This window comes from Micromonospora sp. A200 (assembly GCF_029893845.1).
Taxonomy (GTDB): domain Bacteria; phylum Actinomycetota; class Actinomycetes; order Mycobacteriales; family Micromonosporaceae; genus Micromonospora; species Micromonospora purpureochromogenes.
This window is the reverse complement of sequence record NZ_JARXXY010000069.1, coordinates 1-14,446: the sequence shown is the minus strand read 5'-3', so window position 1 is coordinate 14,446 and position 14,446 is coordinate 1. Positions and strand designations below refer to the sequence as shown.

Annotated in this window: 15 protein-coding genes; 7 read left to right on the top strand and 8 right to left on the bottom strand. The window is 68.4% G+C overall.

The genetic code is table 11. The annotated features are described in order from the left end of the window. Positions 1 to 170: 170 nt before the first annotated feature. The 3 genes from M2302_RS32435 to M2302_RS32425 form a co-directional block, all read right to left on the bottom strand. Positions 171 to 2,624, bottom strand: coding sequence for a tetratricopeptide repeat protein (locus M2302_RS32435; protein WP_280841602.1), 2,454 nt, complete (start codon positions 2,622 to 2,624; stop codon positions 171 to 173). Between the two features lie 193 nt (positions 2,625 to 2,817). After that, positions 2,818 to 3,471, bottom strand: a complete 654-nt coding sequence (locus M2302_RS32430) for a sigma-70 family RNA polymerase sigma factor (RefSeq protein WP_280841601.1) — start codon at positions 3,469 to 3,471, stop codon at positions 2,818 to 2,820. Positions 3,472 to 3,592: 121 nt separating this feature from the next. Beyond that, entirely contained in the window at positions 3,593 to 4,018 is a 426-nt protein-coding gene (locus M2302_RS32425) for a hypothetical protein (RefSeq protein ID WP_280841600.1), read from the bottom strand. On the opposite strand from M2302_RS32425, the gene M2302_RS32420 reads away from it, so the two are divergent. The 5 genes from M2302_RS32420 (at position 4,017) to M2302_RS32400 (ending at position 8,362) form a co-directional block, all read left to right on the top strand. Beyond that, positions 4,017 to 4,571, top strand: a complete 555-nt coding sequence (locus M2302_RS32420; RefSeq protein WP_280841599.1) for a TMEM175 family protein — start codon at positions 4,017 to 4,019, stop codon at positions 4,569 to 4,571. The genes M2302_RS32425 and M2302_RS32420 overlap by 2 nt on opposite strands. A 294-nt stretch (positions 4,572 to 4,865) precedes the next feature. Continuing rightward, positions 4,866 to 5,621, top strand: a complete 756-nt coding sequence (locus M2302_RS32415) for an SDR family oxidoreductase (RefSeq protein ID WP_280841598.1) — start codon at positions 4,866 to 4,868, stop codon at positions 5,619 to 5,621. 44 nt (positions 5,622 to 5,665) lie between these two features. Further along, positions 5,666 to 6,103 (top strand): cupin domain-containing protein, encoded by a 438-nt coding sequence (locus M2302_RS32410; protein WP_280841597.1) that lies wholly within the window; start codon positions 5,666 to 5,668, stop codon positions 6,101 to 6,103. Between the two features lie 81 nt (positions 6,104 to 6,184). Next, the gene (locus M2302_RS32405) at positions 6,185 to 6,424 is read left to right on the top strand and encodes a hypothetical protein (protein ID WP_280841596.1); all 240 of its coding nucleotides are present in this window, start codon (positions 6,185 to 6,187) and stop codon (positions 6,422 to 6,424) included. Between the two features lie 57 nt (positions 6,425 to 6,481). Then, on the top strand, positions 6,482 to 8,362 hold the full coding sequence (locus M2302_RS32400; protein ID WP_280841595.1) for a ferritin-like domain-containing protein: 1,881 nt from the start codon (positions 6,482 to 6,484) through the stop codon (positions 8,360 to 8,362). Between the two features lie 270 nt (positions 8,363 to 8,632). Here M2302_RS32400 and M2302_RS32395 read toward each other — a convergent pair whose 3' ends face one another. The 5 genes from M2302_RS32395 to M2302_RS32375 all read right to left on the bottom strand — a co-directional run bounded on the left by M2302_RS32395 (position 8,633) and on the right by M2302_RS32375 (position 12,578). Then, entirely contained in the window at positions 8,633 to 8,935 is a 303-nt protein-coding gene (locus M2302_RS32395; RefSeq protein WP_280841594.1) for a GNAT family N-acetyltransferase, read from the bottom strand. Positions 8,936 to 9,058: 123 nt separating this feature from the next. Next, complete coding sequence (locus M2302_RS32390; protein WP_280841593.1) at positions 9,059 to 9,949, bottom strand: universal stress protein; 891 nt, start codon at positions 9,947 to 9,949, stop codon at positions 9,059 to 9,061. Positions 9,950 to 10,128: 179 nt separating this feature from the next. Continuing rightward, positions 10,129 to 10,332, bottom strand: a complete 204-nt coding sequence (locus M2302_RS32385; RefSeq protein ID WP_280841603.1) for a hypothetical protein — start codon at positions 10,330 to 10,332, stop codon at positions 10,129 to 10,131. Between the two features lie 200 nt (positions 10,333 to 10,532). Further along, positions 10,533 to 11,516 (bottom strand): pirin family protein, encoded by a 984-nt coding sequence (locus M2302_RS32380; protein ID WP_280841592.1) that lies wholly within the window; start codon positions 11,514 to 11,516, stop codon positions 10,533 to 10,535. A gap of 339 nt (positions 11,517 to 11,855) precedes the next feature. Next, positions 11,856 to 12,578 (bottom strand): alpha/beta hydrolase, encoded by a 723-nt coding sequence (locus M2302_RS32375; RefSeq protein WP_280841591.1) that lies wholly within the window; start codon positions 12,576 to 12,578, stop codon positions 11,856 to 11,858. Positions 12,579 to 13,011: 433 nt separating this feature from the next. Between M2302_RS32375 and M2302_RS32370 the strand changes: the two genes are divergently transcribed. Together M2302_RS32370 and M2302_RS32365 are read left to right on the top strand one after the other, a co-directional pair. Then, on the top strand, positions 13,012 to 13,641 hold the full coding sequence (locus M2302_RS32370; RefSeq protein WP_280841590.1) for an isochorismatase family cysteine hydrolase: 630 nt from the start codon (positions 13,012 to 13,014) through the stop codon (positions 13,639 to 13,641). Positions 13,642 to 14,270: 629 nt separating this feature from the next. Beyond that, on the top strand, positions 14,271 to 14,446 hold a 176-nt coding region (locus M2302_RS32365; RefSeq protein WP_280841258.1), incomplete at its 3' end, for an alpha/beta hydrolase.

The window sequence follows — 14,446 nt, the reverse complement described above, 5'->3', positions numbered from 1 at the left end:
GGCCGCTTCTTACCCATGCTCTCCATGATGCTGGACATCCTCCCGGAGCCCACCGGCTCCTGATCTCGGATGTCCGTCAAAGCGGGTCAGGCCCACCCGCCGTGCGCGGCCGGCGGCGTCAGGCCGAACCATGCAGAAGTAACGCAGACCATGTCTGCGTGCGGGTGTGCTCAGGCGTCGAGGGCCGCCAGTTCGGACTTCGCCAAACTGATCGTCTTGGCGCGCTGGTGCGCACAGTGGACACCCAGATGCGCATGTGATGCGATGCCTCGATGCCAGGCCCACACTGAAGTATCCACTTCGCACAAGATCCTCGTACACTGTGGAGGGAGGGCGTAGACGGATGTGATTCCGATCTTGGCGGGCCCTCGTTCCTCACCGCCGTCCTCCAGCAGCTTGACCGCGCGGGTCAGGTGGTCGCGGGCTTTGTCGGTCGCGCCGAGAGCGGAGTGAGCCAGGCCCAGCAACAGATGGACCCGACCCGTGACACGGGGGCCGTAGTCGGCAGCCAGGGGTAGTGCCCGCGTCGCCTCGTCAAGCGCCTCCGGCCAGCGCTTCGCTTCGGCCAGGCTTTTGGCCATCGCCGTCCGGGCCGACATCCGAGCCACCTGCGCCGGCGCCGGCGCAACCGGTCGCGCGTCGACCTCCCGCAGCACACCGCGAAGCTCGTTCAGCGCCTCGTCGAACCTGCCGAGCTCCATGAACATCTGCCCCAATCCAACGCGAATCTGGACGTACCCGTCGTGGTTGCCGACGGCGTCGGCCAGGTCCAGGCCGCGGTAGGCCGCTTCCATGGCCTTTTCGAAGTTGCCGCCCATCCGCCAAGCACGGGCCGTGTGGTGCAGCGCGTTGGCTTGTTCCTTCGTGTCGCCGAGCTCCCCGGCAAGCCCGTAGGCCTCCATCGCCAGGGCCGCGCTCTCCTCGTAGCGCCGCTCACAGGTGGAGACAGCCCAGGCGTAGTAGTTGATGTGGGTGATCTCCTGCCGACGGTCGGGCAACCGGGCGGCAGCGACACGGGACAGGCGGTAAACCTCCGGCCAGTGTCCCCAATGGACCCTCCGGTCCGAGTACCAGTGCATCGCCTCGGCCACGTCCACGACCTGCTGGTGCTGGTCGGCGGCGGCCGCCGACCGCAACGCGGCCAGGCAATTGTCCGCCTCGACCTGCAACCAGCTCTGCGCCTCCTCCGGCGTGGCCATGGAAACCAGACCCTGCCAGTCATCCGGCGGCGCGCCGAACCCCGGCTCGAACCACCGCCCCGCGACGATCGCCGTCTCCAACAACCAATCCACCATCCGGCGCTCGGTCCCCGCCCTGGCCTCCGCCGGCTCCTCGCCGCGAAGCCGGTCGGCCGCGAAGAGCCGGATCAGGTCGTGGAACCGGTAACGGTCGAACCCTTCGGGCTGCAAGAGGCCCAGGTCAACCAGCTCAGCCAACTGATCCTCGGCGTCGAAGAGCTCAACCTGGGTGAGCACCGCGGCGATCGGAGCGGCGAAATCCACCCCCGGCACGTGCGCGAGCCGCCGGAACATCGCCTTCGCCGGGTTGGACAGCTGGGCGTACGACAACTCGAACGCCGCCGCCACCCCCAGGTCCCCCACCGAGAGGTTCGCCAACCGCCGATCCGCGTCCGACAGCCGCTCCGCCAGATGCCCCATCGTCCACCCCGGCCGACTCGCCAACCGCGTACCCGCGATCCGCAACGCCAACGGCAGGTGGCCACACAACCGGACCACCGCACGGAGCTCCTGCTCCGCCGCCCGATCCGACGCCTCCCCCACAATCGCCCGCAACAGAGCAGCCGACTCCCCCGACGTCAAGGGCGCCAACCCGATCCGCAGCACCCCCTCCAAACCACCCAACAAGCGACGACTGGTCACCACCACCATTCCGGCTCCCAGACCCGGCAGCAACGGCCGCACCTGACCCTCATCCGCCGCGTTGTCCAACACCAGCAGACACCGCCGCTCCGCCAGAATCGCCCGCAACTGGCTGGCCCGCTCCTGCTCATCGTCGGCGATCCTGCGGGGGTTGACGCCCAGCGCCCGCAACAGCCGCGTCAACGCCTCACCGACCGGCGTCGGCACCGGATCCGTACCCCGAAGGTCGAGGTAGAACTGCCCGTCGGGAAACCCCTCCCGCAACTGCTCAGCCGCCCGGACCGCGAACGCCGTCTTCCCCAACCCCGGCTGGCCGTGCACCACCGCCACCGGCGTCGGACCACCGACAGACGCCGCCAGTGCGTGGCGGTGGAGCAACTCCAACTCCCGTGCCCGGCCCACAAAGTCACTGGCCCCCCGCGGCAGCTCACCCACCCGAGGCCGCCCGACCCGACTCTCCGACCGCTCCGAACGCGCCAACTCGACCAGACCAGCACGATCCCCATCGCTGAGCTTCAGCGCGTCGGCCACCGCCGCCAACGTCCGCTCCTGCGGCGCACGACTGTGCCCCCGCTCCATGTCACTGATGGCCCGGCCACTCACCCCCGAGGCCTCGGACAGATCCTCAATAGTCATCCCCGCCGACTGCCGGAACTCCCGCAACCGCTGCCCGAACGAAGAACCAGCCACCACACCTCCCACACGCTTTCGGATCATCCCGGCAAGATCACCCTCGCCGCCCACGGTGACCAGCGCACCGTCGTCACCGACAACAGCACCGGCGTGTTCGCTCCGCCTCGGGCGACGCCCTCATCGATACCAACCGCGAAGCTTGGCCGGGTTGAGCACGATCCAGAGAACGGCGATCCTGGCGTGTTGTGACGTCGGCGGATCAGGCCGATCCGGACACCGCTGCGGAAGAGCCGCTCCACCGCGGTCATGTCGCCGGAGCGGGCCGCCTCGCTCGCTGGCGAACGTTCATCGCGACCGCCCGCTCCACCGCGGTCATGTCGCCGGAGCGGGCCGCCGCGATGAACGTGGTCAGCAGCCGCTGGCGTGCGGCCTCGCTCGCCGGCGTACGCCTCTCCTCCGTCATGCGTTTGCGCGCCCGGCTGACCAGCTGGCGCACCGCGGGTTCGGTCGACTGCAGGATGTCGGCGATCTTCGCGTACGGGTAGTCGAAGGCCTCCCGCAGGACATACGCGCCGCGTTCGTGGGGCGAAAGCTTCTCCAGCAGCAGCCGGGCCGCGAACTCCAGGGCCTCGCCGTGCTCGGCCCCCAGGTACGGATCCGCGCCCGTGTCGACGGGTTCCGGCAGCCACGGCCCGATGTACGTCTCGCGCCGCACCCGCGCCGACTGGAGTGCGTTGATGGCCAGCCGGGTCGCCGTCGTCGCCAGGAAAGCGGCCGGCGCGACCACAGCGCCGCGGTCACACGTCTGCCACCGCAGCCACACCTCCTGCACCAGATCCTGGGCCTCGGCGGCGCTGCCGAGCATCCGATACGCGATCCCGAACAGGCGTGGCCGGACGCTCGTGAAGACCGCCGCCGCCTCCTCGAGATCATCCGTCCCAAGCGGATCTTGATTCACACCAGAATCCACCGCCCCTCGCCCCCCTGACCACGTCGCGGCTGCTACCAGGCCCATCGTCGTCCGAAAACGCTGCAAGTCCCAACGCCCGGCAGCAGCAGTGACGGCAACCACACGCCTGTCACAGATTCCGCGGCTGCGCTGTCTCGGCTGGTGGAGACACCGAACTCACCAGGAGAACACCATGACCAACCAGAAGCCGACCGTCGTCCTCGTACACGGCGGCTGACCTCACCCGGTCGAGTTTCGGCTTGGCCAATTCGATCAAAGTCGGCGTCCCGAGATCCTGGCTCCCGATGCTTGCCGCTCGCTCGACGTCGCCGGCGCCGTGGGCCACCTGCTTGGGCTTCTGGGTGTCCGGTACATCGGCGTCGCGGCCGCGGTCGAGATGGTTCTGTTCTTCCTGGGAGCGATCGGGGTCCACCTGCACCCCCGAACACACGTTCGAAGCGGGATCCAGGTATCGAAAGGAGAAGGGTGGCGCGGTGAGGTCTAGTCGACTGGAGGCATTCAGTGATGGGGTGCTTGCCATCATCATCACGATCATGGTGCTGGAGCTGAGGGTGCCGGAGGGTCACGATCTCTCCGACCTCGTCCACACGACCGGCGTCGGGCTGCTGACGTACCTCCTCAGCTTTGTCTATGTGGGCATCTACTGGAACAACCACCACCACATGTTCCACCTGGTTCGGCGGGTCAGTGGCGGTGTGCTGTGGGCAAACCTGGCGCTGCTGTTCTGCCTGTCGCTGTTCCCGTTCACGACAACCTGGGTGTCCGAATCGAGGTTCGAGCAGATCCCGGTCGTCATCTACGGTCTGAACCTGCTCAGCGCGGCCGTCGCTTACCTCGTGCTCCAGTGGGTGATCATCCGGCAACAGGGACCGGAGTCGCCGCTGCGCCAGGCCGTCGGCAATGACCGCAAGGGCAAGCTCTCCGTAGCGTTCGACGTCGTCGGGATCCTCAGCGCCCTGACGATCGGCCGGAGCGGGCATGCCGGAGTTTGGATTGCCATGGCGTGCTTCGTCGGCATCGTGATCATGTGGCTCGTCCCCGACCGCCGCATCTACCGGGTGGTCCGCCAGTACGAGACTCCGGGCTGAGGGCGCGAGGTCGACCTCGCCGCTCGTTGCATCCTCTCGAGCCCGACCTCCCCCGGTGCCAGCACTCGCAGCGGTAGGTCCGGCATCCGGTACTTGCCGGCGGCAAGGTCACGCTCCTGTCGCTCCATGTGTCCTGCAGCTGACGAGGCAGGACAGCGCTCCCGGCTGTGACACCTCGGTGGGATATCGCGACTTCGGGGGGCATTTCGGCGGAGGTGTCACAAGCCGGGGGGGTTCCCGGTCTTGACTGGTGACCGGATGGCAACTGATGCCCGGCCGACAGGAAGGTTTGTCATGAAGATCGTGGTAATCGGCGGCACTGGCCTGATTGGGTCGAAGGTCGTGGCGAAGCTCGGCGAGCTCGGCCACGAGGCGGTGCCGGCGGCACCGAACACCGGCGTCAACACCATCACCGGCGAAGGCCTGGCCGAGGCGTTGGCCGGCGCGTCCGTGGTGGTCGACGTGTCGAACGCCCCCTCGTGGGAAGACACCGCGGTGCTGGAGTTCTTCCAGACCTCCACCCGCAATCAGCTTGCGGCGGAGGAGGCGGCCGGTGTGGGCCACCATGTGGCGCTGTCGGTGGTAGGGACCGAGCGGCTGCCCGAGAGCGGCTACTTCCGGGCGAAAGTTGCGCAGGAGAAGCTGATCGAGGGCTCGTCGATCCCGTTCTCGATCGTGCACGCGACGCAGTTCTTCGAGTTCGTCCAGGGCATCGCCGACGCCGGCGCGGACGGTGACACGGTCCGGATGGCACCGGTGCTCTTCCAGCCCATCGCCGGCGACGAGGTGGCCCAGGCGCTCGTCGGGGTGTCGGTGGGATCGCCGGTGAACGGGCGGGTCGAGGTCGCCGGGCCCGAGCGGCTCCCGATGGACGAGTTCTTCCGGAACGCCCTGGCCGCTCTGGGCGATCCGCGTGAGGTGGTCACCGACCCGCACGCGCGCTACTTCGGAGCCGAGTTGAGCGAGCGGAGTCTGGTGCCCGGCGATGGGGCGGTCCTCGGGGAGCTCAAGTACGCCGACTGGCTGGACCGGACCAGGTCCGGCAAATAGCGCACCGGCCCCGCTCACCACCCATCAGCTGAGGAGGTACGTCCATGCCCGACAGCGATCCGACAGCCGCCGAGTCGAAACCCAGGTCGACCGCGTGGCAGACGGCGCTCACCATGCTGCAGGAGGCCGAGCCGCCGTTCATCCCGGCGGGAGCGCATGCGATGACCGTGGTCATCGAGTTCCCGCCCGGCGACCCCGGTACGCCGCCGCACCGCCACTCCGGCCCCGCATTCGGCTACGTGCTGGAAGGCGAAATGCTCCTCGAGGTCGAAGGCCAGCCAGAGCGGGTCGTACGCGCCGGCGAGGCGTTCTGGGAACCGGGTGGCGACGTCATCCATTACCAGGACGGCAACAACCGCGACGACATCCCGCTGCGTTTCACCGTCACGATGCTGTGCGAACCCGGCAAGCCGATGCTCACCCTGGTCGACGACGAAGAACTCGCCCAGCGCAAGGACCGCCGCGCCCCACGCCCGTCCTGACCACGCCGATCGCCCTCCCCGCTGCCCGCAACGGGCCGGCGCATCAGGCCGACATCCACCCAAGTCACACACGGAGGAAAGATGAGCACCCATACGGGAGACAACGACTCATTGCACGAGCTCGAGGCCGAGGTCGAGGCGGAACTGGCCATGGCCGAGTCGAGCCACCCCGAGGAGGCCATCAAGCTACCGGTCACCGAGTGGCTGTTCGATCCGGCTGACGCCCAGCGCGACGAAGTCGGCCTGCGCAGCCTTCTTGGCGCGGTCGAGGCGCTGGAAGGCGACCCCCGATTCGGCCATCCGACGGACGGACGTGCCTGAGACCCCGCACCACGCCGACTCGGAATCCACCTCTTCACCAGTCGGAACGAGACGCCTGTGAATCACCCACAACAGCAGGGGATCGCCGCTGCTCCCGCCACGTCGGCACGGATCACAACCCTCGACGATCTTCGCGAGCACCTGCAGTGGGCGATCGAGTTGGAACACGCGACCTTGCCGCCGTACCTGTGCGCGCTGTACTCGCTCGACCCGGAGCGGAACCCGGAAGCCGTCGACGTGGTGGCCAGTGTCTTCGCCGAAGAGATGCTCCACCTGGCGCTGGCCGCGAACCTGCTCAATGCCGTCGGCGGCCGACCACGGCTGGACACGCCGCGGATGTTGCCGCCACACCCCCGGCGACTGCCCCACGGCGACCACGCCCTGGAACTGTCGCTGCTCCCGTTCGGCGCGGAAGCACTCGACATGTTCCTACGGATCGAGCAACCGGCACCGCCCGGCGCCCCAGCCGAAGGCGACGGCTACGAGACGATCGGGCAGTTCTACGACGCGATCGAGCAAGGCCTGCGCCAGCTGTGCAACCGGCTCGGCGAGCGGGAGGTCTTCTGCGGTGTTCCGGCTCGCCAGGTGAACGCCGGCCACTTCCGGCACACTGCCGGGCGACTCATCGCGATCGACGATCTGGCCTCGGCACTGGCAGCGCTTGAGGAAATCGTCGAACAGGGCGAGGGCACGGCCCGTGGCGAAGTCTGGGACGGCGACCGGGACGTCTTCCATCCCGATCGGGCAGAGGTCGCGCACTTTTACCGGTTCCAGGAGCTCAGGGTCGGCCGACGATACCGGCGCGGTGACACCCCGCAGTCCGGTCCCACCGGCGAGGCGATTGCCGTGGATCTCGCCGGTGTCCGTCCAATGAGGCGCAACCCGCGACTCGCCCAACACGCTGCGGGCAGCGCAATCCGCACGGCCCAGGAAGAGTTCAACCACACCTACTGCGCCGTCCTGCATCTGCTCGAGCAGGCGTTCAACGGCAGCCCGAAGCTCCTCGCCGTCGCCACTGGCACCATGTATGCGCTCAAGGCACAAGCCCAGGCCCTGATGGAGATGCCCGACGAAGAGGGCACCACAGCCGGCCCCACCTTCGAATACGTGCCACCCGAGCTACGCCGGTGGAGCATCGGCGACCGGCAGCGGATCGTCGTACTCCCCGACGGCCCATATGTCGTGTACGGCGGAGTGCCGCTCAGACGCAAACACAAGATCGTCTCTGCGGACAACGACGCGCTCACCTGGAAAACCGGCGACACTCTGGCGACCGAGGACACCTACGCGCTGTGTCGCTGCGGCCACTCGAGATCCAAGCCGTTCTGCGACGGGACACACGCGCTGATCGGATTCGACGGTACGGAAACCGCCGACGTCCGACTGTACGAGGAACTACAGCATGTCCACGATGGTGTGGGCATCTCGGCCCAACGGGTCGGGGAGCTGTGCATCCACGCCGCCTTCTGCCTCGCACGCACCAGGCCGATCGCCGAGATGCTCGCCGATTCCGACGACAGCGACGTCCGCTCCGACATCATGGGCCGGATCGACCATTGCCCCTCCGGGTCGTACAGCTACACCCTCGAACGCGGCGGCGATTCCATCGAGCCCGACCTTCCGCGGGCCATTTCGGTCCTTGAGGAGGAGAACAGACTGGCCAGCGCACTGTGGGTCACCGGCGCAGTGCCGGTCCTCCGCGCCGACGGTCAGCCACTGCAGATCCGCAACAGGATGACTCTGTGCCGCTGCGGCCATTCGTCGAACAAACCACTGTGCGACGGAACCCACCGAAAGATCGACTTCCATGAGGAACCGCCGGCCGAGGCAGGCGACCGACAACCGAATAACGACGACCGCATGATCAGGCACGTCCTGGAGCCGGCGGCACAGGAGATCGCGGACGCGACTTCCAAGCCCCGTTCCTGTACGAAGTAAGGCCCGACGACGCCCGGAAGATGTTCCCTCAGCCGCTGCGTGTCGCCTTCTATGGGCGAGTCTCTACCGAGGACCAGCAGGACCCGGACGCCTCCCGTGCCCGGCAACTCTGACGGTCGCGAGCGCTGATCGATCCGCCAGGCGGGCGAGTGGTCGCCGAGTTCTTCGACGTCGGCCTGTCCCGCCCGCGGCACATCGCTGCGCCCGCCCGGCGCGGCGCCGGCCGGTCATTCCAGACCGGGCCGGCCCACGCCGGGACTCAGCGGATGACTACTTCACGTTGCGGGTCGACCGCACCACGATGTCGTCGTACTCCCCGTGCTTGCTAAGCCAGTCGTTCAGGAACGGGCAGATCGGCACCACCGTCCGACCCTTGGCCCGGGCGTCGTCCATCACGGCACGGGCCAGGGCCGATGCGACCCCTTTGCCCTCGAACTCTGGGGCGACCTTGGTATGGATGTAGGCGATGACGTTGCCGGTCAGCTGGTAGATGACCACGCCGGCCGTCGTGCCTGTCTCGTCGCGCGCCTCGAATCGCTCCCGCTCGGGCACGTCTGTCACGGTCAACTGCATCACACCATCCAACTACGGTTGTGGGGAGGTCGGCACGCCGCCGACTCGCCGCATGCGCCGCCCTTGGCCTACGGCCAGACCTCACGCGCTCCGGCAACGTCGCGGCGCGATGCTCTGGGGGGATCAGGGCCGTTCGGCCCGGTGCCGGACGATCGCGAGCGGGGCGTGCGCGTGGTGCAGCACCGCGTGGCTGACCGAGCCGAGCAGCAGCCCGTCGAGGGCACCGCGGCCGTGTGCGCCGACGACCACCAGCTGGGCAGTCTTCGACTCCTCCGCCAGTACGTGGGCCGGGGCGCCCCGAACCAGCCGGTGCTGCACGGCCACCTGCGGGTAGCGCTCGGTGTAGCCGGCGACCGACTCGGCGAGGTCCCGCCTCACCTCGTCGCCGAACTCATCCACGTCGTACACCAGGGGCAGGAAGTCGCCGGGGCTGGCCGGCGTGGGGTAGAGCCACGCGTGCATCGCGACCAGCGGGGCGTCCCGGTAGGCGGCCTCCTCGAACGCGAACCCGATCGCCTCGGTGGACAGTTCCGAGCCGTCCACGCCCACCACCACCGGGCCGTCGGCGCGCGGCTCACCCCGTACCACCAGCACCGGGCTCTGCGCGCGGGCCGAAACCTGCACAGTGACCGAGCCGATCAGCAGCCCGGCGAAACCACCGAGACCACGGTGCCCGAGCACCACCAGCGCGGCCTCCCGAGACTCGGCCAGCATCACCGGGGTCGCCGCGCCGTCGACGACGGCGCCGGTGACCGGCACCTCCGGGGCGACCTTGCCGGCCTCGGCGACCGCCTCGGCGACGTACCGCTCGGCCTGGTGGCGCAGGCCGCCGTCGGCCGGTCCGTCGGGGGCCGGGCCGACCGATACGCGCGTCAGCGGCCAGATGAAGGCGTGCACGACCCGCAGCGGACGCCGCCGGTGCGCCGCCTCCCGAGCCGCCACCCGCACCGCGTCCAACCCAGCGGCGGAACCGTCCACACCCACCACGACGGGGGCACCGGTCTTGATCGTCATGACATCCTCCTTCGTTCTCGTCAGCAAAGAGTGGGATGCCGGCGACCTGGCGGTCGTCGCCATCGCCTATGGCGCAGGGCTTACCCGACGCCGATCAGGGCGAGGCTGTCGTGGTCACACGTCGCGCGCCGGAGAAGCATGACCACGGCGTTGCCGGACTGGGAAGTCCGCGTGCTCACTCAGGGCAATCGAGCGAGGACGTTGATCGCCAGCTCCTCACGAAGTCGAGCAGATCGTTGTTGAGCTGCTGCTTCGGGGTGTCGGTGATCACGTGCGGTGGGCCCGGGCACACCTTGAGCTGGGACCTTGACGTTCTTCGCCGACGCCTGTGCTGCGGCCTCGGCCAATTCCTGCGTGGCCGGTTCGAGCACAACATCGGACATGACAGTCCTCCTAACGAGGCGATCCCTGTGCTCACCGACGCTAGGGAGGCCGAGCGCAGAAGCAGTGGCAAACGAGTGAGGGCACACAGTCACCCGGTTACTTCAGGCCGCGCCCACCTGTTCGGGTGGTGACCGGGATATTCGCCGTCTCCTGACGCGCACCCGGACAGCGACCGGGACGCCCGTCGGGTACGGGCCGGTCAGGGGCGCCGCTCGCCGCCGCTGTGCGGCACCCGCCCGGCCGGGATCACGCCGAGCCGGCCGGCCTCGTAGTCCTCGAACGCCTGGATCAGCTCGTCCCGGGTGTTCATCACGAACGGCCCGTAGTGCGCCACCGGCTCCCGGATCGGCCGGCCACCCATGATGAAGAGCTCCAGGGCCGGGGTGTTGCCGTCCTGCTTCGCGGCCGCGGTGACCCGCAGCGCGTCGCCCGGGCCGTGCACCGCGAGCTGCCCGGTGCGGATCGGCCGGCGGTCGGTGCCCACCGTGCCGCGGCCGGCCAGCACGTAGACCAGCGCGTTGAAGTCGGGCCGCCACGGCAGGCTCAGCTCCGCCCCCGGCTGCACCGTCACGTGGGTGATGGTAATCGGGGTGTGGGTGGAGCCCGGCCCGTGGTGCCCGGCGACCTCGCCGGCGATCACCCGGATCAGGGCGCCGCCGTCCGGGGTGGTGAGCAGCGCCGACTCCCTACCGCGGATGTCCTGGTAGCGCGGCGGATTCATCTTCGCCACCTTCGGCAGGTTGACCCAGAGCTGGAGGCCGTGGAAGAGGCCGCCGCTGGTCACCAGGTGCTCCGGCGGCGCCTCGATGTGCAGCAGGCCGCTGCCGGCGGTCATCCACTGGGTGTCGCCGTCGGTGATGGTGCCACCGCCACCCTGCGAGTCCTGGTGGTCCATGATCCCGTCGATCATGTAGGTCACCGTCTCGAAGCCGCGGTGCGGATGCCACGGGGTGCCCTTCGGCTCGCCCGGTGCGTAGTCCACCTCGCCCATCTGGTCGAGGTGGATGAACGGGTCCAGCTCGTCCATCGGCACCCCGGCGAAGGCCCGGCGGACCGGGAAGCCCTCGCCCTCGTAGCCGCTCGGGGCGGCGGTGAGCCGGCGGACCGGCCGGAAGCTGGTGGACTCGTCGAGCCGGGGCAGGCGGGGCAGGACGAGGACGTCGTCGACGGTGATGGCGGGCATCGCGGGGCTCCTTAGTTGTCGGCCGGGGTGGACGACGCGTCGCGGGCGGCGCGCAGGCGCCGGCCGAGCCGCTCGAAGACCCGGGTGAGGCAGGCGACCTCGGCGTCGTCGAGGTCGTCCATCAGGTGGGTGCACACCGACGCCAGGTGGTGCGGCGCGGCGTCGCGGAGGGTGAGCAGGCCGGCGGCGGTGAGGACCGCCTCGCTGCCCCGGCGGTCCCCCGGGCAGGATTCCCCGAAACCGGGGTGACCGAGACGTGCGCCTCACCTTCCGGCATGCGGAAGGTGAATGCTGTGCCCGTCGCCAGCGGGTGGCAACGGGCACAGCCGGATCAGCGGCTCATTGGGCCGTGGCGTAGGCGACGGCCCGAAGGACCGTCGCGGTCACCGCGTCGGGCTGCGAGGCCGCGATGGCGTGTGAGGCGCCTGCGGCCTCGTACACGCCCTGCGGCGCGGACCGGCTCACCTGGAACCGGAACAGCTCCACCGGGATGTTGCGGTCGGCGTCGCCGAACACCTGCCAGGTCGGCAGCGTCTTCCAGGCGGGCTTGTCATTGGACAGGCCATCGGTCAGCGCCTTCTCGGTCACCGGCCGCTGGGTGCGGCCGAGCAGGATCGCGTCCTCCACCTCGAGGTCCGCGCCGAACTGCAGGTGGAACTTCGCCGGGTCAATGCGGACCTCGTTGCCGTCGCCGGCGACCGGGTACGCCAGTAGCGCAGACCCGAGGGTGCTGCCGGCAAACTTCCCGGCGAGCTCGAACGCGGACTCGCCGTGGTCGGGGGTGAACGCGGCCACGTACACCAGGCCACGCACGACGTCGAGGTCCGTCGCCGCCTCGGTGATGACCATGCCGCCGTACGAGTGACCCACCAGGATCACCGGCCGGTCAAGGCCTCTGACCACGTCCCGTAGGTACTCGGCGTCCCCCCGCAGGCTGCGGAGCGGGTTGGCGACGGCGATCGCGTCAACGTCCTGCCGGGTCAGCCCGGCCAGGACCGGATTCCACGCGGTCGAGTCGGCGAATGCGCCGTGCACCAGCACGACGGTGGGCTTTTCGGGCATGACATGCCTCCAAGTCGGGTCGTCCCTGTGCTCAGGAACGCTAAGGAGGCCGAGTGCAGAAGCAGTGGCGAACGAGTGAGTGCGCGCGGTCACTGGCTTACCTGAGTAGGTCGCGACATCGTGATCACCAGGCACACCGCCGGATCTTCCTTCTTTCTCCGGCAGCGAGTGGAGGTGCCGCCATTCACGCCCGCTCCGGACGATGCTCGCGCCGACATCGACGAGGCCGGCGCGAGCGGTGGGGAGGCGGGTGGACAGCGGCCATGGATCAGCGCCGCCCGGCTGCTGACCCTGCCTGACGATGGCTGCCCGATGCGGCCCGAGTAAGAAGCCGTGTCCCCCGTCGCGCTCCGACCTTCCAGAACACGGCAACCGTCGGCAGGGCGCGGGCTACGTTGAGGTCGACCGCCAGCGCTATCGAGAGGGATTTGTCGTGTCCACCACCGCCTACCAGACTGGGCGCATCGGCCTGCTTCTCATTGACACAGTCAACGATTTGTTCTCTGAAGACGGCAAGGGATACCCGAACTTCAAGGACGAGTTCGACCGGATCGGCACGTTCGCCAACATCAAGCGCCTTCTCGCTGGAGTGCGCGCACAGGGAGTTCCAGTTTTTTTCGCTCCCATGTCCTACACCGAAAGCGACTACACCACCTGGAAACATCTCTCCGGCATCCACCAGGAGATGTACGACAACCGCATGTTTGAGGCCGGAAGTTGGGGTGCCGAATTCCATCCGGAGTTGTCACCCCTCCCGAATGAGGTGGTCATTGCACCCCACAAGAATATCGATGTTCTGGCCAACACCGACCTGGACGTCCAACTACGGCAGCACAATATCGAATATGTGGCGATCGGCGGCATGATCGGGACGATGTGCGTCGAGTCGACCGCACGGAGCGCGATGGAACGCGGTTACCATGTCACCACGTTCACTGACGCCACCGCCGCTGCAGGTGGTAGGGCGGCATACGACGCAATGATCTTACGGTATCCGATGATCTCGCACGCGACGCTCACTGTCGACGAATTCCTAGCAGATATCCGCAAAGCAAAGGGTTAGTTAGCCTCTGACCCTTCGGTAAGGGCTGGACTGCGGCGGACTGGTGCCCCTTCAGGAAGCCGGCGTCGTCGATGATCGACCCGCGGCGAGTTCGATCCGCCAGCGGGCGACCGCAGCGGCCCACGCGAGCTCGCCGCTCTGGTCCTGGCCGTAGTCGTGAACCTATGGAACCCGGCGAGGAGGTGGGAGGCGGTCCGGTACGCAGGTCGCGAGCCTCGCCGGGCCAGCCGAGGCCCTTTGACGGTCCCGTGGGTTGCTGTACTCCCGTGCTGCACGGCGACCCAGGCCGGGCGGGATCTGTGACCCCCGCCGGGTGCCCTTGCTACAGAGTTCGCTGTCTTCTCGATGCCTCCAGTAGTCCAGGGCCATGACGTTTCGCCTACATGCACCCGCCGCACAAGCCACCGCGTCCGCTGACGGTTGCCACGTCCAGGGACAGAGCAACGGCTCGTGGAGCCTCGCCGCGTTCGCCCGATCCGGCCGCCTGGCTCACACACTGCCGCCTAACATCGGATAAAGCCGACATCACGGGCGCGCTTGCTGCGCCCTCTATCGCGACATTTCGGTGGCCTACCGTAGCGGCCGGTCCGGCCGGTACGCCGACCGGGACGAATCGGAAGGACAGCGGCATGAGCTACATCACCGCCAAGGACGGCACCGAGATCTATTACAAAGACTGGGGTGCGGGCCCGGTTGTCACCTTCTCCCATGGCTGGCCGCTGAACGCGGACGCGTGGGACGGGCAGATGCTCTTCCTCATGCAGAACGGTTTCCGGGTCGTCGCACACGACCGCCGTGGTCACGG